The organism is Chryseobacterium carnipullorum (genome assembly GCF_003815695.1).
Taxonomy (GTDB): Bacteria; Bacteroidota; Bacteroidia; order Flavobacteriales; family Weeksellaceae; genus Chryseobacterium; species Chryseobacterium carnipullorum.
Genome location: NZ_CP033920.1, coordinates 686,835 through 713,360, shown reverse-complemented (window position 1 = coordinate 713,360; position 26,526 = coordinate 686,835). Strand labels below are relative to the sequence as shown.

The following is a 26,526-nucleotide window of genomic DNA, read 5'->3' as shown; positions in this document are numbered from 1 at the left end:
TTTTGTTGTTTAACAGAAGTTAGAAGCTAGATGTTAGAAATTAAGGGTTGCATTTTTTGATCACTCATGGTTTTAACCCAAAGTTTTTCCTAACTTCTAATCTCTTAAATCTAATTTCTATACAAGTAAAAATGAAGACCTTAATCAAAAATGTGAAAATCGTGAACGAAGGCAATATCTTTGAAAGCGATATTTTAATTGAAAATGACCTTATCTCTAAAATAGAATCTAATATTTCTGAAGCGGCAGATCAGATCATTGACGGCTCAGGGAAATATCTTCTGCCAGGTGTAATAGATGATCAGGTTCATTTCAGAGATCCGGGACTGACACATAAAGGAGATGTTGAAAGTGAATCAAGAGCTGCGATTGCTGGTGGAATAACAAGTTTTATCGATCAGCCGAACACGGTTCCTAATGCAGTTACTCAGGAATTATTGGCAGATAAATACGAAATTGGAGCCCGTAAAGCCTATGCCAACTACGGTTTTATGATGGGAGGGACCAATGACAATCTCGAGGAAGTTTTAAAAACCAATCCAAGAAATGTTCCCGGAATAAAATTATTCTTAGGTTCTTCTACCGGAAATATGTTGGTAGACAATCCTGAGACACTGGAAAATATTTTTGGCAGCACAAAAATGCTGATCGCCGTTCATTGCGAAGATGAAGCTACGATTAAGGCCAATACCCAAAAATATATGGATGAATATGGAGAAGATATTCCTGTAAAATTCCATCACCTGATCAGAAGTGAGGAAGCCTGCTACAAATCATCTTCAAAAGCCATTGAGTTAGCAAAAAAGACAGGAGCGAGACTTCATGTCTTTCATCTTTCAACAGCAAAGGAAATGGAACTTTTCAGAAATGATATTCCTTTAAAAGATAAAAAAATCACAGCAGAAGTTTGTGTTCATCATCTTACATTTACTAATGAAGACTATGACACCAAAGGTGGATTAATTAAATGGAATCCAGCCGTAAAAACACAGGCAGATAAAGATGGACTTTGGGAAGCATTGCTGGATGACAGGATAGATGTTATTGCTACAGATCATGCTCCTCATACCTGGGATGAAAAGCAGAACGTGTATACAAAATGTCCTTCAGGAGCACCTTTGGTTCAGCATTCTTTGGTGGTCATGCTGGAAAACTATAAGACCGGAAAGATTTCTCTGGAAAAAATTGTTGAAAAAATGTCTCATAATCCTGCGATACTTTTCAGAGTTGAAAAAAGAGGTTTTGTAAGAGAAGGTTATAAGGCAGATCTTGTTTTGGTGGACTTAAATGAAGACTGGACTGTAGCTAAAGAAAATCTTTTGTACAAATGTGGCTGGAGTCCTTTAGAAGGAATGAATTTACATTCTAAAGTAACGCATACTTTTGTGAATGGACATCTTGTGTATGATAACGGGAAGATAGCAGATGAAAAATTCGGGGAAAGACTGCTTTTTGAAGTAGGAGAGTAATTGAATACTAAAACGAAATAAAAAAAAGCAAATGTTTTACACGTTTGTCTTTTTTTTATTGATATTGATTTGTGGGAGTTAAACCACCCCGTCAAAAATTCTTTGAATTCTTGCCACCCCTCCATGGGAGGGGAATTTCTGTCGTTTGAAGGGTGACGGTTTTTTGCTCAATCGAATTAAATTTGTTAAAAGAAAATCAAAGATTTTTCTTAAAACTTAGGTGAACTATTATGCGAAAAGGATTCAACTTAAAGTTTACTAAAGTGTAAAAAAGACTTTTGCAACTTTTGTGGTTGAAAAAGATCTATTTCTTAGGTTTAGCACTCATATAAAAAGTCAGTTTTCCACCATCAACGATCTCCGAATGCTTTAATGTGAAATTCTTGATTTCTTTACCGTTCAGGAGGATCTTTTGAACATAGACATTCTTCGGACTTTGGTTGACTGCATCAATTTCGAAAGTTTTCCCGTTCTCAAGATTCAGGATAGCATGGTCGACAGCCGGACTTCCGATCGCATAATCTTCAGAACCCGGTGCTACAGGATAAAATCCGAGTGAACTTAAAATATACCATGCACTCATCTGTCCTGCATCATCGTTTCCGCCGAGACCGTCTGGCGTGGCTTTATACTGCATTTCTAAAATACGACGGATCTGTGCCTGGGTTTTCCACGGCTGTCCTGCCCAGTTGTAAAAGTAGGCCACATGGTGGGCTGGCTCGTTTCCATGAACATAACCGCCGATGATTCCTTCACGGGTAATGTCTTCTGTGTCTGCAAAAAACTCATCAGGAAGATGCATGGTGAACAGTTCATCCAGTTTCGAAGCAAATTTCTTTTTACCGCCCATTAACTGAATCAGTGCATCGGGATTTTGAGGAACAAAAAAACTGTAATTCCATGAATTTCCTTCGATGAAACCTTGTCCGTGCGTGCTCAATACATCAAAATCTTTTTTGAAGCTTCCGTCTGCTAATCTGGGACGCATGAAACCTGCTTTGGGATCAAAGTTGTTTTTCCAGTTTTCAGAACGTTTGATAAACTGATTATAAATTTCAGTTTCGCCTACATATTTTGCCAGTTGAGCAATCGCCCAGTCATCATAAGCATACTCCAGAGTGTTGGAAACTGATGTCCCGTTTTTTTCAGCGGGAATATAGCCCATATCGATATAATATCCGATGCCTTCGTAATCCCTTTTATGGGCTGTGGCCACGCAAGCTTTCAAAACTTCTTTAGGATCGCCATTGTAATTTCCTTTAATCACGGCATCGGCTGCTACGCTTACACTGTGGTATCCACTCATACACCAGTTGTCGTTGGCATAATGTGACCAGATCGGAAGCATTTTCATGGAAAATTGATCATAATGAGCCATCATCGACTTGACCATATCATTATTCCGTTTTGGCTGAATGATATTAAAAAAAGGGTGAAGAGCGCGGTAGGTATCCCAGATGGAGAAAGTCGTATAGTTAGTGAAACCTTCCGCTTTGTGAATGTTCTGATCTAAACCTTTATACTCCCCATTGATGTCCATATAAGTGGTAGGACTGATGAACGTGTGATACATTGCAGTATAAAAATTCGTCTTTTCTGTTTCGGAACCTTTGATGACAATTTTATTCAGCTCCTTATTCCAGTTTTCCTGAGCCTGTGCTTTGATGTGATCAAAAGACAGATTTCCGGTTTCTTTTTCAAGATTTTCAAGTGCATTGGTCTGGCTTACCGGAGAAATGGCAAGTTTTACTTCTACAGATTCATTTTCTTGTGTATCGAAATCAAAATACATTTTCAGGTTTTTGCCTGAGATCTCCGGGAAGTTTTTATTCTGGTCAAATTTTCTCCAGAATCCTTTATAAGCTTGCGGTCCGTCAAAATTTTTCTGACCGTACGATTTAAAAGGTTTTGAAAATTTCATGGCGAAATAAACGGTTCTGGTTCTTGCCCAACCATTCGTTTGTCGGTAACCGCTTATGGTACCGTCATTTTCTACACGTACATAAGTCCATACATTTTTACCATCGTAATTGTAGATTCCTGCAGTCAGGTCTAAAATGATGTGTGCCTGATCAGACTTTGGGAAGGTATATCGGTGAACTCCGGTTCTTGTTGAGGCTGTAAGTTCGGCTACAATATTATGATCATCCAGCTTAACTCTATAATATCCGGCTTCAGCTTTTTCGTTTTGGTGAGAAAATCTGCTTCTGTAGCCGCTTTCAGGATTGGAGGCTGTTCCGGGGTTAAGCTGTAATTTTCCGACCGTCGGCATAATCAGAAAATCTCCAAGGTCCGAATGTCCTGTTCCGCTGAAATGGGTGGAACTGAAACCTACAATCGTTTGGTCTTCGTAACGGTATCCGGCGCAATATTTATACACTTCTCCATTGTATTTCCCATTGAGTTCATAAGATATCGTATCCGTTTCAGGACTCAGCTGTACGGCTCCAAATGGCACGGTAGCTCCCGGATAGGTATGTCCCATTTTTTCGGTGCCGATCAGAGGATTTATATATTGGATCAGTTTTTCAAACTGCTGAGCTTTTGAATACTGACTGAGAAGTAAAAGGAATAAAACTGCAAAAGTTGCCGTATTTTTCATGAATGAATAGATTTTCAACAGTAAAAATAATTAAAAATTGAATAATAACTATTTATTGCTGAAATTTAACCTGAATTCAAGGTCGTTCAAAGATATTCAACATTTCTTATTTTTCAGAAAAGCGAAATCCAATACCGTGTAAATTCTCTATGATTATATTGTGTTCATCTGCAAATACTTTTCGCAATCTGGAAATAAAAACATCCAGACTTCGCCCCATAAAATAATCATCATTTCCCCAAACTGCCTTCAGTATGTCCTGCCTTCTTAAGACGGTGTTCTTGTGGCGGATAAAATATAACAGCAGCTCAGATTCTCTTTGGGTAAGGGTAACTGTATTTTCTGTATCCTGCAAAATGTAGTTTTTAGGATCAAAATAATATTTTCCCACTTTATATTGTAGCGGTGACGAATCTGTTTTTCTGGAGCGTTTTAAGAAGACTTCAATCTTCAGAATTAATTCTTCTATACTGAATGGTTTTACCAGATAATCATCAGCGCCTATTTTTAGCCCTTTGATCCTGTCTTCTTTCAGAGCTTTTGCGGAAATAAAAATGATAGGGATTTCAGAATTTTTATCACGAATATATTGTGCCAGCTCAAATCCGTTGAGCTCAGGCATCATGATGTCCAGGAGACAGATATCGAAACTTTGGGTATTGAAGGCCGCAAGTGCAGATTTTCCATCGGGATAATGATCTATTTCATAATAGCTTTCAAGACTATCCTGAATCAGAAAAGCGATCGTCTTATCATCTTCCGCATATAAAATTTTAGATTTTTCCATTACTGACTTTTATTAATTTAAAACGGAAAAAACAAAGTTATGGTAATTCCCTTATCGATATTGTTTTCAACTGATATTTTCCATTGGTGTTGCTGCACGATCTTTTTTACATAAAACAATCCCAGTCCAAAACCATTGACCTCATCACTTTTTTTGGTAGTAACCCTGTAAAATTTATCAAAAATATGAGGTATATTTTTAGCAGGAATCCCCATTCCGTTATCTTTAAACTTTAAATATAACCCCTTTGAATCTTTACCTGATGAAATGGTAATCTCGGGTTTTGTTTCGCAATACTTAATCGAATTATCTACAATATTATAAACGATATTGGTGAAGTGAAATTCATCAGCAATGATGGAGCTATGATCTTCGACGTCTATGCGGAGGGTGAGATCTTCATTTTTTTGTTGCAGGTTGTCAGCTATTTCCTGAATAAAAGGAAGGAGGACTATTTTTTGAGGCTTCAGAGATAGGCCGGAAGCGTCATTCTTGGCAATATTTAATATTTTTTCAATATGATTATTGAGCTTGTAACTTTGATTGATAATGATGGAAGTATAGGTTTGCAGTTTGGAATCTTCCTGAATGATATGGTTTTTGTTGAGAGCCTCTGATGCTAAAAGTATAGAAGATAACGGCGTTTTAAACTTGTGGGTCATATTATTGATAAAATCTCTTTGCAGTTCCGAGAATTTCTTTTGCTGAATAATGGTGTAAATAGAATAAACGTAGACCAAAAGAATGATGATGAGGGCAAAGGTGAGCAAGTACCAGAACCTTAATGAACTGATTAGATACGTCGTTTTATCTGGAAAGCGTATGGAGAAATAATAGATCAGGTTTTTATGTTTTGGAAAATTTATAACTTTATCACTCGGAGCTTCCTGGTTTTTCGACATATATTTTCCGTAGATCATTTTGTCACTGTGGCAATTGTAAAGGGCATACACATAATCTGTATTGATTTGGAAACGGGTAAATTCTGTTCTGAGATAATATTCGAGAACTGCGGGATGAAATTCATTGTTAATATTAACGACATAATAATCGTTAGAAATATTTTGCACCGGATTTTCAGTGAAAGATGTTTTTCCTCCGGATAATTTTTCCACCACCTCTGCCAAAGCGATATTAACCTTTTGGTTAAATTTTTTATCTTCAAGATTATACGCCTGTCTGGTCCATAAAAGCTGAGCAATCATAATCCCGATGATGGCGATGAACCCGAGCGTTATAATAATATTGAGTTTTTTAATTTCCATTTTCCAGAAGCAATATTATCCAAAAATATCTATTAATTTTTTATCATTAACAACTCGTTAACAAATGTTTGGTATCAGTTAACAATATATCATCATTTTCCTCTTTATATTTGACTCATCAAAAGATCACAACCCGTTTCTTTGATTTTTATTAACTATTAAAATTTATACTCATGAAAAAATTAACAATCTCAGCTCTTTTAGCCGTTTTTGCATTCTCTCCGTTTTATGCAAATGTATTTCCAGGTGAAACTACTTCAGTAGTAAAAATGGTGGCAGATGCTATTAAATGGAAATCAGAATCTATTGACGTAGGAAATATTCCTCAGGGAAAACCAAAGCTTATCAGATTTGAGTTTACCAATACCTCTTCAAAGCCAATCGTTATTGAAAACGTAGCTCCGTCATGTGGTTGTACAACAGCAGACTACACTAAAACTCCGATTCTTCCTGGTAAAAAAGGATTTGTAGAAGCTAGCTACAATGCAGCAGCTGCCGGAGCGTTCATGAAAACAGTCAATGTAACGACAAGTGAGAGCAAAACCCCTAAAACCCTTTCTTTCAAAGGTGTAGTTGTTTCATAATCAGTTTTTACGACCAGACGGTCAATATAAAATTCAGCAACCTTGTCATCTGTACAGGGTTGTTTTTTTTATGGGTGTGAATGGGTAGAAACAGTATTGTTTTTCCCGTGGAGAGAATAACTATTTATAACATTATTATTTATCCCATTATTTTAAATGGCATCCATTCAATATTTAGTATTTTTAGGAAAAATAAAATCATATGAACTTATATACACAGCCTATGTTGCGCGAAGGGGCATTACAGGATAAAGTAGCGATTGTAACGGGAGGCGGAAGCGGTCTGGGAAAAGCAATGACCAAATATTTTCTGGAACTGGGTGCAAAAGTGGTCATCACTTCCCGTAATCTTGAGAAATTACAGGGAACAGCAAAAGAACTGGAAGAGGAAACGGGAGGTAAAGTTCTGTGTGTTGCGTGTGATGTAAGGAACTGGGATGAGGTGGAAGCGATGAAAGAAGCAACACTGAAAGAATTTGGAAGAATTGATATTTTATTGAACAATGCAGCCGGAAATTTCATCTCACCAACCGAAAGACTGACGCACTCCGCTTTTGATTCTATTTTAGATATCGTTTTAAAAGGAACAAAAAACTGTACCCTTTCTATTGGTAAACATTGGATTGATTCCAAAAGCCCGGGAACAGTTCTGAATATTGTGACCACCTATGCATGGACAGGATCTGCCTATGTAGTTCCTTCAGCGTGTGCAAAGGCAGGAGTTCTGGCGATGACCAGATCACTGGCAGTAGAATGGGCAAAGTATGGTATCCGTTTCAATGCAATTGCGCCCGGACCTTTTCCTACTAAAGGAGCATGGGACCGATTGCTTCCCGGAGATCTTCAGGAAAAATTTGATATGAAGAAAAAAGTTCCTTTGAGAAGAGTAGGAGAACATCAGGAGCTTGCCAACCTTGCCGCGTATCTCGTTTCAGATTATTCAGCTTATATGAATGGAGAGGTTGTTACCATAGATGGTGGCGAGTGGCTTCAGGGAGCCGGAGAATTCAATATGCTTGAAGATATTCCGAAAGAAATGTGGGATGCACTTGAAGCCATGATCAAGGCAAAAAAAACAAATTAAATTAAAATTTTCATAAAAAGATCCCGGACTTGTAACGATTCCGGGATCTTTTGTAACTTATCATAGAAATATTATAAATTATTTCCAATGAATTATAAACTTCCAAGTCTTGTAGCTGCGGCAGCAGTTTTCCTTTTATCGGGATCTGCTTTGGCCCAGGATACTCCAAAATACAGCTATGTAGAAGCATTTAAGCCTTTCTTTTACCCTCAGACAGCTACTGAGACACGCTCTGCAAGTGGACAACCCGGACATGCTTACTGGCAGAATTCTGCAGATTATGATCTGAATGTAAGCCTTAATGAAGCTAAAAATGAAATTACAGGGACCGCTGAAATTACTTACACCAATAACAGTCCTGATCAGATGGGGTTTTTATGGCTTCAGCTTGACCAGAATTTATTTGCAAAAGACTCCCGCGGTAATGCGGTAGTTCCGGCATCGGGCAGCAGAAACGGAGCGCATGGTGAAGAGTTGGAAGGAGGATATAAAATTAAATCGGTAAAGCTTGACGGTAAAGACGTTAAATATACAGTGACTGATACCAGAATGCAGATCGATCTCCCAAAAGAATTAAAAGCTAAAGGGGGTATTGCAAAGATCAAAATTGAATATTCTTTCATCTCTCCGGAATACGGATCTGATAGAATGGGAATACAGAAGACGAAAAACGGCAAAATATTTACGGTAGCTCAGTGGTACCCGAGAATGTGTGTCTATGATGATGTAATGGGATGGAATACGTTGCCTTATCTTGGAGCAGCTGAGTTTTATTTGGAATATGGTCATATTAATGCCAATATCACAGTGCCAGCGAATCATTATGTGGTAGCTTCCGGTGATCTTTTGAATTATAAGGAAGTATACACCAAAGAAGAAAACAACCGATGGGAGCAGGCCAGAAACAGCGATAAGACGGTGATGATCCGTCCGGAATCTGAAATCGGAAAAAATCAGGCTTCCGGAACTAAAACATGGAAATTTAAAATTGATCAGACCCGTGATTTTGCCTGGGCATCATCACCGGCATTTATTCTGGATGCGGCAAAAATAAATCTCCCGAGTGGCAAAAAATCCGTAGCTATATCAGCGTATCCCGCAGAAAGTGCTGGAGAAAAAGCCTGGGGCAGATCTACGGAATATACAAAAGCAGCGATTGAGCATTATTCCCAAAAATGGTATGAATACACTTATCCGGCAGCGACAAATGTAGCCGGAAATGAAGGGGGAATGGAATATCCGGGAATTGTATTCTGTCATATGAATTCCGCTGGTGAAGACCTTTGGGGAGTGACGGATCACGAATTTGGTCACAACTGGTTTCCAATGATCGTGGGTTCCAATGAGAGACTGTTTGCCTGGATGGATGAAGGGTTTAATACCTTTATCAACGAGTTATCCACAAAGGCTTTTAACAATGGAGAATATTACACCAAAAAAAATATTGCCAGAGCCGGAGGCTTTATGATGGGGGACAATCTTGAACCCATCATGGTAGGTCCGGACAATATGAAAGAAAGAAACATCGGCGCTTTGGCTTATTTTAAGCCCGGAATGGGACTGCAGGTTTTAAGAGAATCTGTTTTAGGCCCTGAAAAATTTGATAAAGCTTTCAAAACTTACGTAGACAGATGGGCGTTCAAACATCCTACACCTTGGGACTTCTTTCATACCATGGAAAACGTTTCAGGAGAAGAACTGAACTGGTTCTGGAGAGGATGGTTTATCAATAAATGGAAGATTGATCAGTCTGTTAAAGATGTGAAATATGTTAATGGTGATTTTAAAAATGGAGCTCAGGTCACTATTGAAAACCTTGGTCAGCTACCAATGCCTACCACTGTTCAGGTGAAATTTAAAGACGGAACCAAACAAATCTTAAAAATTCCTGTTGAAGTCTGGAAGCGTAATACAGAATGGACGCTGAAAGTGAATTCAAATAAAGAAATTGATGAGGTAATGCTTGATCCGGATTCTATGATTCCTGATGTGAATATGAAAAACAATATCTGGCCTTCAGCCCAAACAAAAACAGTTGAAAAGGTTAATACAAAAGAATTTGCAGGAACTTATGGGACTAAAAGTGATGCCATCAAATTGGTTTTTATTGATAAAAATGGGCAGCTTTATGTCAAAGCAGGTAACCAGCCGGAGTTTCCTCTTGAATATGCTGGCAACAATCAGTTTACTTTCGATGAAGCGGGAATAACGCTGACATTCAGCAAAGATAAAAAGGATCTTGTCTTTAAGCAGGCAGACAGAGAATACAAATTTACCAGAGAATAAAAACATAGATTTGATTCTTATTGAGAAACCTAAACTTCAAGTGAAGTTTAGGTTTTTTGTTGATATAAACTAAGTTGTACTTTCCTCTCTAGATTAATTAATCATAATGTAGTTTCAAACCGTCCTCTTCTCTCGCAAAGAAGTTCTATTTTTGTTATTCTAATTAAAAAATAGACTTATGAATTTCAGATTTTCAATTGTATCCTTACTGTTTTTTGCACTTGGATTTTCGCAGGATCTTAAGGTGATGAGCTTTAATATCAGACTACAGGTAACGTCAGATAAGGAAAATGCATGGACAGAAAGAAAACAGGATGCTGTAGATTTATTGAATTATTATCATCCTGATTATTTCGGAGTTCAGGAAGCACTTCCGGAGCAGATGAAAGATATCAAGGCAGGACTTAAGAATTATGATTACATCGGTGTTGGAAGAGACGATGGAAAAGAAAAAGGAGAATTTTCAGCTATTTTTTATGATACCAACAGACTTCAGGTGGTAAAATCCGGAACATTCTGGCTTTCTGAAACACCGGAAAAGCCTTCAAGAGGATGGGACGCAGCTCTTAACAGAATATGTACCTACGCAGTTTTCAAAGATAAAAAATCAAAAAAAGAATTTCTGGCGATGAACCTTCACTTTGATCATATCGGAAATGTGGCGAGAGTGAAATCTTCTGAACTTATTTTGAAAAAGATCAAAGAAATCAATACTAAAAATCTTCCGTTAACATTAACCGGAGATTTTAATTTGACAGAAGATTCTGAGCCGATCAAAATACTCTCCCAGAATTTAAATGACAGTTTTTATCATTCCGAAACGAAACCTTATGGGCCTAAAGGAACATTCACCGCTTTCAACGTTAATGAAATTCCTAAAGACAGAATCGATTATATTTTCGTCAAAGGATTCAAGATAAAATCCCTGAGACATATCAACGACAGAAGAGAAAATCTGCTCTATCCATCAGATCACTTTCCTGTATTGGCAGAGCTTTCTTTTTAATGAGAGATCAGGTAACGGGAAAATCAACTTCAAATCCAATTCCTCTCAGGGATTGGATTTTTATTGCAGGATCATTGATGAAATATTTTCGGAGCCTGCTGATAAATACGTCAAGGCTTCTTCCTGTAAAATAATCATTCGTTTCCCAGAGAGTATCCAGAATATCATCTCTTTTGATCATCGTCCCATTATGGTGCAGGAGATAAAGCAGAAGTTCCTGTTCTCGGATCGTAAGGCGTATATTTCCTGAATGATGAGAAAGCAACAGTTTTTCGGTATCCAACGAATATTCACCAATTTTTATTTGTGGAGAATAAGAAGGCCGTGTTCTTTTAATAATATTTTTAATCCTTAAAACCAGTTCTTCCGGATCACAGGGTTTGGCAATATAATCGTCCGCTCCGATCTTTAAACCCATCAGGCGGTCTATTTTCTGGTTTTTGGCGGTCAGAAAAAGCAGAGGGAAATTTTTTTTCTCCTTTAAAATCATTTTTGCTAAAGAAAAACCGTCAATTGAAGGCATCATAATATCCAGAATACCCATGTGAAATGGAAAATCCGTTGGGAGAAGACGGACAATATCTTCAGGGTTCTGAAACCATGAGACTTCAAAATCTTCCAGTTCAAGATACTGCTTCAGGATCAGACCGAAATCCGGGTCATCTTCCGCCAAAAGGATCTTAGTTTTCATAAGGAATCGATATTTTAAATGTGGTTCCGGATTGGAGATGGCTGGAAACGTCTATGGTGCCATGATATTTTGTGACGATATTTTTGACGAAATAAAGTCCGAGTCCCAAACCTTTCGTATTATGGATATTATTTGACTGAATCCTGTAAAATTTTTCAAAAATATCAGTGAGTTCACTTTTCTCTATACCACAACCATTATCACTTACTTCTATTTTAAGACATTGAGAAATGGTGGTGATGTGCATTTTCACATAAGAAGCTCCATATTTGACACTGTTCTCGCACAGGTTTTTGATAATGGTTTCCATCAAATTTTTGTCAAAAGGAAGTTCTTCCGAAACCTGGTTGATCAACTCGAAATCGGTTTCAGGATAGGTAAAATCAATATCCTGTACAAAATAATTCCAGTCATCAGGTTGTATAGATTGGGATGTTTCTGGTGTTTCATCTTTATGAATCTGGGACATCAGGTTTTCAAGGCGAGTAATCTGCCGGTCGATAAGGGGCAGGGTTTCCGGATTCCATTCCTTTTTTAACGCTTTCGATGCGATCTTCAAAGTGGCGATCGGGGTTTTGAATTCATGAGAGATGTTATCCACAACGGTGTGGAGAACTTCTATCTGTTTCTGTTGTCTTGCGAGATTTTTAACGGTAAAAATGTAAATCAAAAGGACACTTAAAAGAATTGCAGCACAGCATATCGTAAGAAGGGCAAGCTCTTTAAATATAATTGTTTTGATATTTAAAATTTCAAAACCTGTATTGCTTTTCACTAAAAAGGACTCATTTTTACTCGGTCCGCCGTCTTTAGGAGAAAATTTTGAGGTTGTTTCCCAGGTTCCGGTATTGGAGATCTTTGGTTTGACTACTTTATTGGAAGTCTCGTACAGGACGAGGGGGCATTCAATTAGGGGAGAGCCGTCAGGAAGATAGACTATAGAAGTGTATTCAATTTTTGCCGCAATTTTATAACCTTCTTTTTTAAAACTGTTGTCTACATAGGTGTTTAAGCGCTCTTCATTTTCTTTTTTATTCTTATTAAAGTATTCAAGAAAGTCTTTTTTGCTTATTTTTTTGTCGTGATATTCGATCAGAATTTTCTGGATCGTATCATCTGTTCTGTTTTTTATTCCACCCAGATCTTCCAGCTGATCGGTATAATGAGTGATTTTTTCATGGACGGTCCTGTAGATCTCACGTTCTTTCACCTGATACGTTTTGTACATAAAGTATCCCTGTATTCCCAACAAAAGAAGGAATAGTGCAGCGAAAAGAGCGATGAGGGATTTACTTTTGGACATCATTGAAACAAAGATAAAACTTTAGCCTTTCTCTTTATGGACATTAACCCATCATTAACCTTCCATTAACCGAAATTCTCTTTACAAATAATGAATTTTGAACCGTCAGGCAGAGTAACATCCATGCTTTTCAAAATCAATTATGTATAAAATTTTTCTTTTGCTGCTGTTTCCAATGTTGATGTCTGCTCAGACACAGATCATCAAAGGTTCAGTAGAGGATACTGAGAATGGAAAAGTTCCTTCCGCAGATATTGACGTTTATAATTTAAAAAATGAACTGATCAAAACAGCGAAAACAGATCGTGACGGTCACTTTACTGTAGAAGGAATAGTAGCAGATTCTGTAAAAATAACAGTAAAAAAAACAGACTATGCTCCGTTTGAAAAAAGAATGAATGTAAATAAGGAAAGTGCGCTTTTAAAAATCATTCTTAAGAAAAACACACAGGAAATAGAGGCAGTCGTTATGACCCAACAGAAACCTCTGGTCACCAGAAAAGTAGACCGTCTGGAATTCAATGTAGAAAACAGCAATATTTCTTCTCTCAATGCCTGGGAGATAGTAAAGAAAACACCAGGTGTAACGATAAACAATGAGGTAATTGCCATTAAAGGAGGGACGGGAATTCTGGTCACGATCAATGATAAAAAAGTAATGCTGACAGGAGACGAGCTTAAGAATTTTCTTGAAAACACGGAGGGTGGCGAAATAAAATCTGTAGAAGTCATCACCAATCCGCCAGCAAAATATGAAGCATCAGGCAGCGCAGTCCTGAATATTGTCATGAAAAAAAATAAGATCGAAGGTTACCGGGGGATTATTTCGTCAAAATATGTTCAGACTCAATATGCAAAAGGGGTTGCAGGAATATCCCAGTATTATAAAAAAGATAAGCTATCCTTGATGGGAAGTTATTACAGAGGCTTTGGAACGTATTATCGGGAAGGAACAGATTATGTAAATTATCAGGAAAGTCAGACCAGGTGGGTAAGTACCATGAACAGGAAAGATAAAAATAAAGCACAGAATACCATTAACTTCAACGCTGAATATGAAATTGATAGCCTCACCAACCTGAGCTTAAATTATTCAGGATACTTCAGTCCGAAATCTTTTGGAACTTACGTGGTGCCTACCTTAATCTATAACAGTCAGGATATAGCTGAATCCAATTATACAACCATCAATGACCATCAGTCCGGAACGATCAATAATTCATTAAGCTTTCAGCTGGACAGAAAACTTAATAAGAAAAGCAGCCTTTCATGGATCAGTTATTTTACAGGAAATAATGGGGATAAATATCAGAATGTGCTTACTCATCTGAATTTTGCGGGAGAATCACCCAGAGATGATAATTTTTCTACTCAAAATACAACAGATGTTAAGCTCTATTCCACGCAGGCAGATTATCAGTGGAAAAATAAAAACCTGGAGCTTGAATCCGGGGTGAAATATAGTTTTGTAGAAACAATGAGCCGATTGGATTTTTCAGATAACGAAAATGGAAACCTGCAGCTCAGACCGGAAAAAAGCAGTCTGTTTGATTATAAAGAACACAATCTGGGCCTTTATTCTTCATTAGCGTACCATCTTGGAAAATGGAATTTTAAAGGAGGGCTTCGTGCAGAAATGACGGATCTGGAAGGTGTGGTTTCTGAACCTTATGAACAAAACAAAAATAAGTATTGGAATCTTTTTCCTACTTTTTACGCTCAGTATTCCACAGAGAACAAACATGAATTTGGATTCTCGTACGGAAAAAGAATCAGCAGGCCATCGTACTCATGGCTGAATCCTGCCAAATCTTACTATAATTTATTCTCTTATTATCAGGGAGACCCAAAGCTGAAAGCGACGATCATTCATAATCTGAATTTTACTTATTCATGGAAAGGCTGGAATCTGGACCTTTATTACAGGAAAGAGATCTATCCATCCATGGAAATTTCATTTCAGGAACCCAGTACCCATAATCTGATCTACTATTTTACCAATATTGAAAAAGGACAGGCTTTTGGAGCAAGTCTTTATAAAAATTTCCAGATCAAACCCTGGTGGACTGTGATCCTTTCTGAGAATCTTGAACACAATGAAAATTATTTCAAAGGAATGGACGGGCTTCTCTATGAAAACAAGGTCTGGAACTGGGTCTCTACTATTTCAACCGGAATTACTTTAAATAAAACCAATGATTGGAAAATGGAAATTGGCCACAAATATTATTCACCTGGGATACAGGGGGCTTTCAGAATCTCCGGTGCTTGGTCTGCTTATTTTGTGATGAATCGGAAATTTTTTAATAAAAAGCTGGAAGCTTCCGTTATCTGTAATGATATATTCAGGAGTATGGGGCAGAAAGTGAGTACAAAATACGCCAATCAGGATAATTACTTCCTGGATTATGGAGATACCCAAGGATTTACCCTTTCTTTGAAATTCAATTTCGGGAACCAGTCTGTCAAGAATGCTAAAACAATAAAAAAAACAGAGGAGGCTGACAGGCTTTAATCAGGCAACTCCAATCTTCCGATACCTGTTTTCCTTTCAAAGAAATAAAAACTGATATTCATAAAACATTATTATAAAAGAAATGGCTGGCTGGTGTTACATTTTCGCTAATTTTGATACTTATTTTTAAAAATTAGAGTTATGAAACGATTTCTTTATGCTCTGGTAGTGGTTGTTTCTATGCAGCAAATCGCTGCGCAGGAGCTGTATATGCCGAGAAATATTAAAAAAGCCTTTGAGAAAGGAACCCGGGATATTTCCGGGGCGCCGGGCAAAAATTATTGGCAGAACAAAGGAATTTATAATGTTGAGGTAAAAGTAGATGCTGCAACGAAAACAGTTTCAGGAAAAGAAACGATCGTATACAGCAACAACAGTCCGGACGAACTCCATGAGCTGGCGATCAGATTTGTAAATAATCTTCATAAACCGCAGTCTCCAAGATCTGGGCTGGTATCTAAAGATTTTCTGTCTTCAGGACTTCATATCAGATCGTTTATCGTAAACGGTGAAAAATATGCGGTAAACAGTGACGACTGGGGAACTGTAGAAAAAGTAAAACTGAATAAAGCGTTGAAAGCCGGCGCTAAAGCTGAAGTGAAAATAGAGTGGGAGTACCCGCTTTCTGTGCAAAGTGGAAGAGAAGGGCAGATAGATCCTGAGACTTTTTATGTAGCCTATTCTTTCCCCAGAATTTCTGTGTATGATGACTATAATGGCTGGGATATGCTTCCTCACTCAGACAGACAGGAATTTTACAATGATTTTAATGATTATAATTTCACCATCTCTGCTCCGAAGAATTTTGTTGTATGGGCTACCGGGGATTTTCTGAATCCTGATGCCGTACTTCAGCCGGAATATTTGAAAAGATACAAGGCCTCTCTCAAAAGCGATAAGGTAATGCATATTGCCTCTGAGCAGGAAATGAGATCCGGAAAAGTAACGAAGCAGAACAAATGGAATGTCTGGAAATTCAAAGCCAGTCATATTACAGATTTCTGTTTTGCGCTAAGCAATCATTATGTTTGGGATGGGGCAAGTGTTCAGTTAAAAACAAAGAGAGCAAGTGTTCAATCCGCATATAAAACAGGCGCTAAGGATTTTGAACAATATGTAGACTGGATGCGTTATAATCTGGACTGGTTTTCAAAGAAATGGCCGGGTGTGGAATATCCTTATAATGTGATGACCGCTATCCAGGGCTATGCAGATATGGAATATCCAATGATGATCAACGATACCAGCATTCCTGATGATCTTCGTGATGCAAGGCTGACAGCAGATCATGAGATCGCCCATACCTATTTTCCTTTCTATATGGGGATCAATGAAACCCGTTACGCCTTTATGGATGAAGGCTGGGCTACCACCCTTGAATATCTGATCGGAATCGATGAAAACGGGGAAACCGCAGCAAAAGAATTTTATAAAAATTTCCGGGTAAAAAAGTGGATTAAAGATCCCTCTGCTGAACAGGATCAGCCCGTGATTACGATGAGCACACAGGTAAGTGGTGCAGGATACGGAAACAATTCCTATGTAAAAGCATCCCTGTCTTATCTTGCATTGAAAGATTATTTAGGAGATGATCTGTTCAAGAAAGCGCTTCTGCACTATATGGACAACTGGAATGGAAAACATCCGGTACCATGGGATTATTTTAATTCTATGAATACAGGCTCAGGTAAAAATCTGAACTGGTTCTTTCAAAACTGGTTCTACACGAATAATTATATTGATTTAAAAATAACCGGTGCTTCACAGCTTAACGATCTTCTTACCGTTAATGTGGATAATGTGGGTGGATTTGCCATCCCGTTTGATGCTGTTTTAAATTATGAAGACGGATCTGTTGAAAAACTTCACTTCTCACCCGGCTTATGGGAGAAAAATGAAAAGCATGCAGATCTTACCGTTCCTATTAAAAAGAAAGTAAAATCGGTTACGTTGGATGGAGATCTCTTTATGGATTATACTCCGGATAATAACACAAGAAAATTATAAAAAAGCAAAAAGCCTGAATGAAAATTCAGGCTCTTTTATGTAAAGTTAATTTGGGTGTTATTATCTTAATCCAGCTCTTGGGCCAGCTGCAGCTACTACAGCCTGCATTCTTGTTTTTTGGTTAGCAGAGAACATAAACATTGCTTTGTCGTCTACATAATCCATATAGTTCATAAACATTTGAGAACGGCTTACTCCTCCACAAACTCTGTTTAAAGGATAAGATGGTGTTCCATAGTTAGGGCCAGGAGAAGTAGGAGTATCATTAGAGTAATCTGTCTGACATCCAGCGTTAGATGATCCCCAAAGGTGAGGCAGGTTTAAGTAGTGACCTACTTCGTGTGTAACTGTTCTTCCTAAATTAAATGGAGCTGAAGCACCTGTTTTTCCTATATACTGGTAACCTATTACCAGACCATCATACCATAATCCTGCAGATTCCGGATAGTAGGCATATCCCAGTGTTCCCGGCTGATTGTTCTCATCAAGGATAGAATTAACTACCCAGATATTCATGTTTTTGGTTGGATCAGTAGCATTGATGCCTCCGGTAGTTGATTTTTTCATTTCTTCAAGATCAGATCTCCAGGCGGTTTTTGTGCTTTGCTTACGATTGGTTGCTACCAATTTAAAGCTGATTTTTACATTGCCGGCTGCAGAAGGCTGAAATGCTGCCGGTATTTTATTAATATCAGAATTTGTAGCACCATAATCAGCATTCAATACGGCGATTTGTTCTGCAATTCTTGCATCAGAAATATTTTGGGAAGTGGTATTATAGATCACATTGAAGACCACTGGAATTTCAACAGTTCCGTCTGCAAGCACTTTACCCATTGACAGATCTCTTAAAAATTTATCAGACTGTAATTCGTTAGCTTCAAATCTGGCTCTTAATGCAGGATCACTTTTGAGGGCCTTCTCTCTAATAAGGTCAGAAGGGCAGGATCTTTTTGATGCCAGCATATTAGGCGTTGTACCTGGGTCCTGTGATGCATCCTCCTGATTGGAAAGAGTATCATTGTTACAGGCAGACATAAAGCTCAGTATAAGAGCTCCGAAAAATAGCTTTTTCATAATATATTGTTAATGGTTTGGTCTCCAAATTTATATTATAAAAAATTAAAAAACAAAACATTTGATAAAATATTTAAATATTTTTCACTCAATACCTGTTTATATTGAATATTATATGTTTTTTAGTTGTTTTAGTTGAATTTTAATCATATCACTAACGTGTGTTTAATTATTTTACTTTTTAATTTGTATTAATTGAAAATTATTAAACAAAAATCTTGAATTGATTTATATTTTTAAGTTTAATTTCTTTAAGGATGATTATCCTGCAAAACCGTTCTTAATGGCGAAAACAGCCAGTCCTACGCGTGTTTTGAGATCTAATTTATCACACAATTGGTCGCGGTAGCTTTCTACCGTTCTCGGACTGCAGCACATCCTGTCTGCAATTTCTTTATAGCTCAGCTCAGTGACCGTATATTTCAGAAATTCTCTTTCACGATCCGAAATTCTTACAACACTTTCTATTTCCTTGTCCTTGTTCAGATTGGAGAATATTATTTTTGAAGCCCATTCAGGATAAAAGAATCCGTCTGAATTTAATTTTATCAATGCTGTTTCAAGATCTTTCGGATGGGTATTTTTCAACAGATATCCTTTTGCACCGTTTTTGATCATTTTGATAACACTGTTGTCGTCACCCTGCATGCTCAGAGCCATTACCTGAATGTTTGGGTGGTTTTGGGTAAGCCATGCAGCCGTTTCAAAACCGTCCATGATAGGCATGCTGATATCCAGTAAAATGATATCCGGGATTTTTTCGTTATTGTTAAACTTATCAATCAGGTCTTTGCCGTTTTCACATACATAAATCACTTCAAATTCATTAAAATTATCAATGATTCCTTCTAGTGCTTTAGCGATAAGAACATGGTCGTCAACGATTACTATTGTTTTTTTCATGGCTGTTTTTTAAAATAATATGGAGGCTGGTTCCGGTGTTTTCCCGGCTTTCAAAAGTAAAATCGGCTCCTATAATAGCCGCTCTGTTTTTCATATTCGTCAGGCCGATGCCGCTGGATTTTATTTTGCTATTGTCGAATCCGATGCCGTCATCCCTCAGATGAAGTTCCCATAATACCTCTTCAGAAGTACTCAGATTGATAAAAATATTTTTGCAATGAGCATGTTTAATGCTGTTCTGAATAAATTCCTGCGTAATTCTTAGCAGTACATTTTTATGGGCAAATCCCAGGTCAAGCTGATTAAAATTATGCTCAAAAGTGACCTTACATCTTTTAAAAGTATTGGTATTATCTACTTCCTCCTGAATCAAAGTTACAATTTCCTTTTGGGTTATATTGTCGTCTGTCAGTGTTTTGGAGAGACTTCTCAGATCCTGCAATGACTGATTGATAATTTGGGATACCTGATCGATTCTTTCACTTACTTCAGGGACTCTATTTTCGTAGAGAAGCTGCTGGGTGTAAAGGCTTACCAAAGTCAGTTTCTGGCCAATATTGTCATGGAGTTCACGCCCGATCTGCTGCATCGTGGCCTGTTGAATTTCCAGTTGGGTAGCCAGAAGTTCCCTTTTGTGGATTTCGTTTTTTACTTCAATTTCATTCATATACTCTCTCTTCCTCTGTTTGTACTTTCGTATGTAAACCATTACGGCAGCTACAAACAGAACAAAGAAGATATTGAATAGAATGATGGTTATTATGAGCTCCGTTTTCCCCATATGAATGAAATTGAAAATAAAAGATACATTGTAATTCCGGATATCAGAAAATAATTAAAATACATATCCCATAGTTCCTTATACTTGGCCAGCAAACTAAAAAATGTCCAAAAAGGAAGTGTCCCTATATAAAATAGCGTGACACCTAAATTAATGTAAAACATTTTATTCTTACTGAAGTTTAAAATCTCAGCAGAATTAATCTGTTTGTAATATTCCATAATCACAAGCACCATCAGCATAAGACATCCAAATGTATAATTGAAAGAAAAGATTATTTTTTTTGTAGTAAAAAATACTTCACTTGGTAAAAATGATAATAAATATAAGCCTGACAAAGTATAGAAAAGTTTCGGCTTTCCTAGGGACTTTGCAGCATATAACCAGTAAAAGAAAAGAAACTCAATTGGGATTACGAAATAATTAAAAAATTTTGGTTTATCATATGCTATGAGTTGATGTCCCCATTTTCCCATTACTTCACATAGGAACATAAGAATAAGATAAAAAGAGAAATACTTCCAATACCCATCATTATTACCACGTTTATAGTAAATGATCGATATGATAGCAGCGAGTCCTTCTATCCAGATCAGAGACTCCTGAAGTATCTTCTGAAAATCAGTCATATGGGTTGTAAAATAAAAAAATTACGAATTAAGGGAATTGTTCAATTTTTGTGTCGTGTGGTGGAGATAACGTTCCGTGATTTTCAGCAATTGTATCGGTAGGTAATGCTGGACCTTTTCTTTCAGCCATAGCCAGTGTTGAATCCGAATTTGAAGGACAGAAATCATAGTCAAGAATAGCTCCCGTTTCATCTTCTTTTTTCAAGGTAGGAATCATCACCAGGGTATGTCTTTCCGCATATTCTTTTTCTACTGGATGACCCTCCATTATTGCCCAGTCGTCCGCTTTTGGATAGGCAGCATAATAAAATCTGATGCCTAAATCCTCTTCAGAAATAGTAGGGTTTACTTTTGCTGCTTCATTTTCTATACATGAAATGAATTTTTTAAGTTTCGGAAGGTCAAACCATATCGCATGCGAATCAGTAATCCCCATTTCCTTATTTACCGCCTGCATCTGGTTGTTTCTGTAATTAGAGATCAACTTCTTAACAAGCTCTGAAGCAATGGTGTTTGTACTTGAAGCGGATTCAAGGCTTCCCGCTTCTGAAGTAGATTTTGGTTTCATAACGTTAGTTTTATAAAAGAATATTAGTTAGTAGCGCAAATTTCGTGAAAATTTTATGTTATACCGATGTGTTTTTTCCTGTTTATTTTTCAGGGTTTTTACGGATTGTAAATTACACTATAAAACAATAAGGTCCCCAAATTATTTGGAGACCTTATGTATGGACTGTAATTAGATTTACAATATTCTTAATCCGGCTCTTGGACCGTTAGCTGAAATGGCAGCCTGCATTCTGTCGTTTTGTTTTTTTGTGAACATGAATAAGGTAGTTTCATCAGAATAATCCATGTAGTTCATGAACATAGTGGAACGGGATACGCCTCCGCATGTTTCCATTTTAGGATAAGAAGGTACGCCTCTGTGGTTGGTGATCTGTTGTGGAGTATCGTCTACAAGGTCATTTCCACAGTTAGCATCACCCCAGATATGTCTAAGGTTAAGGTAGTGTCCTACTTCGTGTACCGTTACTCTTCCTTTATTGTGTGTAGCAACTGGCCCGCCTTCACCTACATATTCGTCCATCATCACAACTCCGTCATTCCAAAGGCCTGCAGATTCAGGGAAAGTAGCATATCCAAGTACGTATCCGGTTTGGTAGGGCATATAGTTTACTACCCAGATGTTCAGGTATTTAGAAGGGTCAGTAGCATTGATTCCTCCTGTTGAGGTCTTTTTCATATTATCATTAGGAGCCCAGTTGGAGGTAGTCGTAGATTTTCTGTTGATCTGAGCCAGTCTGAATTTGATCTTTGTATCTCCGGCATTCACAGGCTGGAATGCAGCAGGAATATTGGAAACATTAGCATGGGTTGAAGCAAAAGCTTTGTTCAGAACATCAATCTGCGAGTTGATTCTTGCATCAGATACATTATTCGTTGAATTGGTGTATAGGACATTGAAAATAACCGGGATTTCCACGCTGCCGTCAGGCAGTACTTTGCCCACTTTCTTTTGCTCAATATAATCTGCGGTGTTGTTTTCGATCTGAAACATGCGCTGTGCTGCATCAGGGTTTTCTGAAAGAAATTTTTGTCGTACCAGATCTGAGCCGCAAATAGCTGCTGTTTTATCTGCCATGGCAGGCTGATCCGGAGTTGTGTTTTCGGAGCCGAGATTTTCGGATTCGTTGTTACATGATACAAAAAGAGTAATCAATACTCCTAATACTGCTTTTTTCATAAAATTATTGTTTTGTGGTTTAAATGTATCACAAATGTATGAAAAATATGTATTATTTGATTTTTATTCTTCTTTTAGGTGTATTTTGCTGCGAATATGATATTTTGTATATGTTTAAATTATTCATTAAAATATTTATTTTACAGAAATATTTTAATAATTTCATTGATATTTTAATAGGCAGGTTATTTTCTTTTGAGTTTAGCCGGAAAATTAAAAATAGGATTAAAGAGCAAAAAAAACCGGAGAAAAAATCTCCGGTCAGTTATTTTAAATACAAGGGTATCTTCTCCAGTCCCTGCAGATGTATCCTGTCGAACAGCAAAGGCCGGTAGGGCAGGTCATATCAACCGAGCAGTCAATTTCTGAAAGTGGATTAATGCCACCGTTGATTTTCTTTAAATCATTTCTTTTTAACTTTTTCATACGATGATTTTAAGGGTTAATCAATAAGTCCAGGACGACATTCAAGTTGTCCGCAATTGATGTTGATTTGTGAACATTGTTCTGTTGCACAAGTTCCGCTGGTAGAGCCATCAGGGTAAATTAATATATTGCATCGGCAGTCAATTTTTCCTCCCAAAATGGTTTTTAGTGAGCTTCTTTTTAGCTTTTTCATACTGATTTTGTTTTAGTTATTAATTTGTTTGGTGCTATAAATATACAAATATATCACCAGTTATTGATAAGATTTGCAATAAAAAAATAAGTGATGCAGATTGGGCTGCACCACTTACTTACAAAAATAATATAGATGAAAAAAACTCCTTATTGATCAGTCGGTCTGAATACCAAACCGGTCTCTTCGAAATAATCTAAAGTGATTCGGTCTCCTTCATTAACGGTTCCTGCAAGAAGCTCTCTTGACAATTTGTTTAAAACTTCCTGTTGGATCACTCTTTTCAGAGGTCTTGCTCCAAAAGAAGGGTCATATCCTTTATTCATCAGATAATCCACAGCATCCTGAGTGGCGGTCATGATAATATTACGTTTGCCTAACATATCATTATACCCTCTCAACTGGTACTGAACAATTTTTCCGATTTCTTTTTTGTTCAGAGGTTGGAACAGGACTATCTCATCAATTCTGTTCAGGAATTCAGGACGTAAGGTCTGTTTCAGAAGATCAAAAACTTCATCCTTGGTTTTGCTGACGATTTCGTCTTGATTTTCCTCTGTAATATGTTCAAAATTCTCCTGGATCAGGTGTGAACCTAAATTCGAAGTCATTATAATGATTGAATTCTTAAAATTCACCACACGCCCTTTATTATCAGTCAGACGTCCGTCATCTAAAACTTGTAATAAAGTGTTGAAAACATCCGGATGCGCTTTCTCAATTTCATCCAGAAGCACTACAGAATAAGGCCTTCTTCGTACCGCTTCCGTCAGCTGTCCGCCTTCATCATATCCCACATATCCCGGAGGAGCTCCTACCAATCTCGAAACACTGTGTCTCTCCTGATACTCACTCATATCGATTCTTGTCATATTATTCTCATCATCGAATAGGTATTCTGCCAAAGCTTTAGCCAGCTCAGTTTTACCTACACCTGTTGTTCCTAAGAATAAGAAAGATCCGATAGGTTTTTTATCATCACTCAATCCAGCTCTGTTTCTCCTGATGGCATCTGCCACCGCTCCGATAGCTTCATCCTGTCCTACCACACGATGGTGAAGTTCACCCTCAAGATTCAATAATTTTTCTCTTTCAGACTGAATAAGCTTCGTCACAGGAATGCCCGTCCATTTCGCAATCACTTCAGAAATATTCTCAGAAGTAACTTCCTCCTTAATCAATTCATTCTGATGGTTTTGCATCTCCAGTTCAAGTTTTTGCAAAGCATCTTCTTTTTCCTTTATTTTTCCGTACTGAATTTCTGCTACTTTCGCATAATCTCCTGCTCTTGATGCTTTTTCTGCTTCCAGTTTCAAAGATTCAATATCTTTTTTGATCTGCGTTAAATCCTCAGATTTTTGTTTTTCCTTCAGCCATTTAGCATTGATCTCATTTCTTTCCTCAGAAATTTTTGAAATATCTTCTTTCAAATGATCAATCTTGGTCTGGTTGCCTTCTCTCGAAATGGCGGCCAATTCAATTTCCAGCTGCATCAGCCTTCTGTCCAGAACATCAAGCTCCTCAGGTTTTGAATTGATCTCCATTCTCAGTTTGGCAGAAGCTTCATCAATAAGGTCAATCGCTTTATCCGGTAAAAAACGGTCTGAAATATATCTCTGAGACATTTCCACTGCAGCAATGATCGCCTCATCTTTGATTCGTACCTTGTGGTGAGCTTCATATTTATCTTTGATACCGCGAAGAATCGAAATCGCAGATTCCGTATCCGGTTCTTCCACCATGACTTTCTGGAAACGTCTTTCCAATGCCTTGTCTTTTTCGAAATACTTTTGGTATTCATTTAAAGTAGTGGCACCAATCGCTCTTAATTCACCTCTTGCTAAAGCCGGTTTAAGAATATTCGCAGCATCCATGGCTCCCTCGCCACCTCCGGCTCCTACCAGAGTATGAATCTCATCAATGAAAAGGATAATTTGTCCCTCCGATTTGATGACTTCATTCACCACAGATTTCAGACGCTCCTCAAATTCACCTTTGTATTTTGCTCCGGCAATTAAAGCCCCCATATCTAATGAGTATAATGTTTTGTCCATCAGATTTTCCGGAATATCTCCCGAAATAATTCGGTGGGCAATTCCCTCCGCAATCGCTGTTTTACCTACACCGGGTTCTCCGATAAGGATGGGATTGTTTTTAGTTCTTCTCGAAAGAATCTGAAGCACCCTTCTTATTTCCTCATCTCGCCCGATGACAGGATCCAGTTTTCCCTCTGCTGCTAATTCATTGAAATTTTTAGCATATTTATTCAGGGATTGATAAGTCTCTTCTGAACTCGCAGAAGTAGCTTTGCTTCCTTTTCTTAATTCTTTAATTGCTCCTTCCAAAAGACTTTTAGTAACGCCCATGTCTTTAAGCATCTTGGATGCCTCCGAACTGGTCTCCAGTAATGAAAGCCATAAATGCTCAATCGTTACATATTCATCGCCCATTTTTTTAGCAATATTCGGGGCGTCCAGCAAAACTTTGTTCGCTGATTGTGAAAGATAAATATTGCCTCCCTCTACTTTTGGAAGTTTCTCAATATTTTCACGGTTGCGCTCTCTTACCAAATTAGCATCTGCTTCAGATTTTTTTAATAAGAAAGGCGAAATATTTTCATCTACCTGAAAAATACCTTCAAGTATATGTTGTGGCTCGATACTCTGATTACCAAATTCCATAGCAGTCTGCTGAGCTGCCTGAATGGCTTCTTGTGATTTTACAGTATATTGGTTTAAGTTCATATTTTTTATGTTTTTTGTAATACTTTGTTTTTGGTTCAGTTTTTAAAAAGACATCAAGAAACTAAATTGTAAGGCCCAGTTTCTTAATGCCATCATTATTTAATCATTTAATCGATGGTATTACCGCAAAAACTGTTCAATTATTAAATTTACAAAAAAAATGGACAAAATTTCCGAAATATCTATTTTTAACGTTATATTAACTTGACAAAATTTCCGATTCCTTGATATTTACCTTGAAATAGTGGAAAAACCGTCAGTGTAAGAAAAAATCCAGGATTGAAAGAAGTAGGAATTAAGGTGTTTCCAGACTTCTTTATATCAACTTAACCGGAAATTCCCATCCACCGGAGGGATGGCAAATCGAAGATTTGACGGGGTGGTCAGACAAAACTCCCGCTTCCGTGTTTAAAATCATCAGGTTAAA

At 37.5% G+C, this 26,526-nt stretch carries 20 protein-coding genes; 7 read left to right on the top strand and 13 right to left on the bottom strand.

Translation table 11 applies throughout. The annotated features are described in order from the left end of the window. Positions 1 to 131 precede the first annotated feature (131 nt). Positions 132 to 1,469 (top strand): dihydroorotase, encoded by a 1,338-nt coding sequence (locus EG346_RS03330; RefSeq protein WP_123876985.1) that lies wholly within the window; start codon positions 132 to 134, stop codon positions 1,467 to 1,469. A 304-nt stretch (positions 1,470 to 1,773) separates the two neighbouring features. Here EG346_RS03330 and EG346_RS03325 read toward each other — a convergent pair whose 3' ends face one another. The 3 genes from EG346_RS03325 to EG346_RS03315 all read right to left on the bottom strand — a co-directional run bounded on the left by EG346_RS03325 (position 1,774) and on the right by EG346_RS03315 (position 6,123). Next, positions 1,774 to 4,071 (bottom strand): GH92 family glycosyl hydrolase, encoded by a 2,298-nt coding sequence (locus tag EG346_RS03325; protein ID WP_123876984.1) that lies wholly within the window; start codon positions 4,069 to 4,071, stop codon positions 1,774 to 1,776. A 106-nt stretch (positions 4,072 to 4,177) separates the two neighbouring features. Then, positions 4,178 to 4,858, bottom strand: a complete 681-nt coding sequence (locus EG346_RS03320; RefSeq protein WP_073335498.1) for a response regulator transcription factor — start codon at positions 4,856 to 4,858, stop codon at positions 4,178 to 4,180. A 17-nt stretch (positions 4,859 to 4,875) separates the two neighbouring features. After that, the gene (locus tag EG346_RS03315; protein ID WP_123876983.1) at positions 4,876 to 6,123 is read right to left on the bottom strand and encodes a sensor histidine kinase; all 1,248 of its coding nucleotides are present in this window, start codon (positions 6,121 to 6,123) and stop codon (positions 4,876 to 4,878) included. Positions 6,124 to 6,296: 173 nt separating this feature from the next. Between EG346_RS03315 and EG346_RS03310 the strand changes: the two genes are divergently transcribed. The 4 genes from EG346_RS03310 (at position 6,297) to EG346_RS03295 (ending at position 11,083) form a co-directional block, all read left to right on the top strand. Continuing rightward, positions 6,297 to 6,707, top strand: coding sequence for a DUF1573 domain-containing protein (locus EG346_RS03310; RefSeq protein WP_073335500.1), 411 nt, complete (start codon positions 6,297 to 6,299; stop codon positions 6,705 to 6,707). Between the two features lie 202 nt (positions 6,708 to 6,909). Continuing rightward, entirely contained in the window at positions 6,910 to 7,791 is an 882-nt protein-coding gene (locus EG346_RS03305; protein WP_073335501.1) for an SDR family oxidoreductase, read from the top strand. A gap of 87 nt (positions 7,792 to 7,878) precedes the next feature. Then, complete coding sequence (locus tag EG346_RS03300; protein ID WP_123876982.1) at positions 7,879 to 10,077, top strand: M1 family metallopeptidase; 2,199 nt, start codon at positions 7,879 to 7,881, stop codon at positions 10,075 to 10,077. Between the two features lie 178 nt (positions 10,078 to 10,255). Next, positions 10,256 to 11,083, top strand: a complete 828-nt coding sequence (locus EG346_RS03295; protein ID WP_123876981.1) for an endonuclease/exonuclease/phosphatase family protein — start codon at positions 10,256 to 10,258, stop codon at positions 11,081 to 11,083. 7 nt (positions 11,084 to 11,090) lie between these two features. On the opposite strand, the gene EG346_RS03290 is transcribed toward EG346_RS03295, so the two are convergent. After that, a complete protein-coding gene (locus EG346_RS03290) occupies positions 11,091 to 11,774 on the bottom strand; it encodes a response regulator transcription factor (protein ID WP_123876980.1) in 684 nt (227 codons plus the stop codon). Then, positions 11,764 to 13,080, bottom strand: a complete 1,317-nt coding sequence (locus EG346_RS03285; protein ID WP_123876979.1) for a sensor histidine kinase — start codon at positions 13,078 to 13,080, stop codon at positions 11,764 to 11,766. Before EG346_RS03285 ends, EG346_RS03290 begins: the two co-directional genes overlap by 11 nt. A gap of 139 nt (positions 13,081 to 13,219) precedes the next feature. On the opposite strand from EG346_RS03285, the gene EG346_RS03280 reads away from it, so the two are divergent. Beyond that, on the top strand, positions 13,220 to 15,592 hold the full coding sequence (locus EG346_RS03280; protein WP_123876978.1) for an outer membrane beta-barrel family protein: 2,373 nt from the start codon (positions 13,220 to 13,222) through the stop codon (positions 15,590 to 15,592). 141 nt (positions 15,593 to 15,733) lie between these two features. Continuing rightward, the gene (locus EG346_RS03275) at positions 15,734 to 17,599 is read left to right on the top strand and encodes a M1 family metallopeptidase (RefSeq protein WP_123876977.1); all 1,866 of its coding nucleotides are present in this window, start codon (positions 15,734 to 15,736) and stop codon (positions 17,597 to 17,599) included. A 60-nt stretch (positions 17,600 to 17,659) separates the two neighbouring features. Here EG346_RS03275 and EG346_RS03270 read toward each other — a convergent pair whose 3' ends face one another. The 8 genes from EG346_RS03270 to clpB form a co-directional block, all read right to left on the bottom strand. Continuing rightward, the gene (locus EG346_RS03270; RefSeq protein ID WP_073335508.1) at positions 17,660 to 18,676 is read right to left on the bottom strand and encodes a zinc metalloprotease; all 1,017 of its coding nucleotides are present in this window, start codon (positions 18,674 to 18,676) and stop codon (positions 17,660 to 17,662) included. 261 nt (positions 18,677 to 18,937) lie between these two features. Further along, positions 18,938 to 19,579, bottom strand: a complete 642-nt coding sequence (locus EG346_RS03265; RefSeq protein ID WP_123876976.1) for a response regulator transcription factor — start codon at positions 19,577 to 19,579, stop codon at positions 18,938 to 18,940. Further along, complete coding sequence (locus tag EG346_RS03260) at positions 19,554 to 20,360, bottom strand: sensor histidine kinase (protein WP_123876975.1); 807 nt, start codon at positions 20,358 to 20,360, stop codon at positions 19,554 to 19,556. Before EG346_RS03260 ends, EG346_RS03265 begins: the two co-directional genes overlap by 26 nt. A gap of 657 nt (positions 20,361 to 21,017) precedes the next feature. Then, positions 21,018 to 21,557 carry a hypothetical protein gene (locus EG346_RS03250; protein WP_073335512.1) on the bottom strand — a complete coding sequence of 180 codons (540 nt, stop codon included), beginning with the start codon at positions 21,555 to 21,557 and terminating at the stop codon, positions 21,018 to 21,020. A 177-nt stretch (positions 21,558 to 21,734) separates the two neighbouring features. Next, positions 21,735 to 22,736, bottom strand: coding sequence for a zinc metalloprotease (locus tag EG346_RS03245; RefSeq protein ID WP_073335513.1), 1,002 nt, complete (start codon positions 22,734 to 22,736; stop codon positions 21,735 to 21,737). 270 nt (positions 22,737 to 23,006) lie between these two features. Next, entirely contained in the window at positions 23,007 to 23,162 is a 156-nt protein-coding gene (locus EG346_RS24720; protein WP_164466315.1) for a hypothetical protein, read from the bottom strand. 16 nt (positions 23,163 to 23,178) lie between these two features. Continuing rightward, positions 23,179 to 23,355, bottom strand: coding sequence for a hypothetical protein (locus tag EG346_RS24715; RefSeq protein WP_164466313.1), 177 nt, complete (start codon positions 23,353 to 23,355; stop codon positions 23,179 to 23,181). 149 nt (positions 23,356 to 23,504) lie between these two features. Beyond that, a complete protein-coding gene (clpB, locus tag EG346_RS03240; protein ID WP_123876974.1) occupies positions 23,505 to 26,099 on the bottom strand; it encodes an ATP-dependent chaperone ClpB in 2,595 nt (864 codons plus the stop codon). Between the last annotated feature and the right edge of the window lie 427 nt (positions 26,100 to 26,526).

Bases quoted from the DNA above. Each gene is read 5' to 3' on its own strand.
- EG346_RS03330 (WP_123876985.1), top strand. From the start codon at position 132: ATGAAGACCTTAATCAAAAATGTGAAAATCGTGAACGAAGGCAATATC.
- EG346_RS03325 (WP_123876984.1), bottom strand. From the start codon at position 4,071: ATGAAAAATACGGCAACTTTTGCAGTTTTATTCCTTTTACTTCTCAGT.
- EG346_RS03320 (WP_073335498.1), bottom strand. From the start codon at position 4,858: ATGGAAAAATCTAAAATTTTATATGCGGAAGATGATAAGACGATCGCT.
- EG346_RS03315 (WP_123876983.1), bottom strand. From the start codon at position 6,123: ATGGAAATTAAAAAACTCAATATTATTATAACGCTCGGGTTCATCGCC.
- EG346_RS03310 (WP_073335500.1), top strand. From the start codon at position 6,297: ATGAAAAAATTAACAATCTCAGCTCTTTTAGCCGTTTTTGCATTCTCT.
- EG346_RS03305 (WP_073335501.1), top strand. From the start codon at position 6,910: ATGAACTTATATACACAGCCTATGTTGCGCGAAGGGGCATTACAGGAT.
- EG346_RS03300 (WP_123876982.1), top strand. From the start codon at position 7,879: ATGAATTATAAACTTCCAAGTCTTGTAGCTGCGGCAGCAGTTTTCCTT.
- EG346_RS03295 (WP_123876981.1), top strand. From the start codon at position 10,256: ATGAATTTCAGATTTTCAATTGTATCCTTACTGTTTTTTGCACTTGGA.
- EG346_RS03290 (WP_123876980.1), bottom strand. From the start codon at position 11,774: ATGAAAACTAAGATCCTTTTGGCGGAAGATGACCCGGATTTCGGTCTG.
- EG346_RS03285 (WP_123876979.1), bottom strand. From the start codon at position 13,080: ATGATGTCCAAAAGTAAATCCCTCATCGCTCTTTTCGCTGCACTATTC.
- EG346_RS03280 (WP_123876978.1), top strand. From the start codon at position 13,220: ATGTATAAAATTTTTCTTTTGCTGCTGTTTCCAATGTTGATGTCTGCT.
- EG346_RS03275 (WP_123876977.1), top strand. From the start codon at position 15,734: ATGAAACGATTTCTTTATGCTCTGGTAGTGGTTGTTTCTATGCAGCAA.
- EG346_RS03270 (WP_073335508.1), bottom strand. From the start codon at position 18,676: ATGAAAAAGCTATTTTTCGGAGCTCTTATACTGAGCTTTATGTCTGCC.
- EG346_RS03265 (WP_123876976.1), bottom strand. From the start codon at position 19,579: ATGAAAAAAACAATAGTAATCGTTGACGACCATGTTCTTATCGCTAAA.
- EG346_RS03260 (WP_123876975.1), bottom strand. From the start codon at position 20,360: ATGGGGAAAACGGAGCTCATAATAACCATCATTCTATTCAATATCTTC.
- EG346_RS03250 (WP_073335512.1), bottom strand. From the start codon at position 21,557: ATGAAACCAAAATCTACTTCAGAAGCGGGAAGCCTTGAATCCGCTTCA.
- EG346_RS03245 (WP_073335513.1), bottom strand. From the start codon at position 22,736: ATGAAAAAAGCAGTATTAGGAGTATTGATTACTCTTTTTGTATCATGT.
- EG346_RS24720 (WP_164466315.1), bottom strand. From the start codon at position 23,162: ATGAAAAAGTTAAAAAGAAATGATTTAAAGAAAATCAACGGTGGCATT.
- EG346_RS24715 (WP_164466313.1), bottom strand. From the start codon at position 23,355: ATGAAAAAGCTAAAAAGAAGCTCACTAAAAACCATTTTGGGAGGAAAA.
- clpB (WP_123876974.1), bottom strand. From the start codon at position 26,099: ATGAACTTAAACCAATATACTGTAAAATCACAAGAAGCCATTCAGGCA.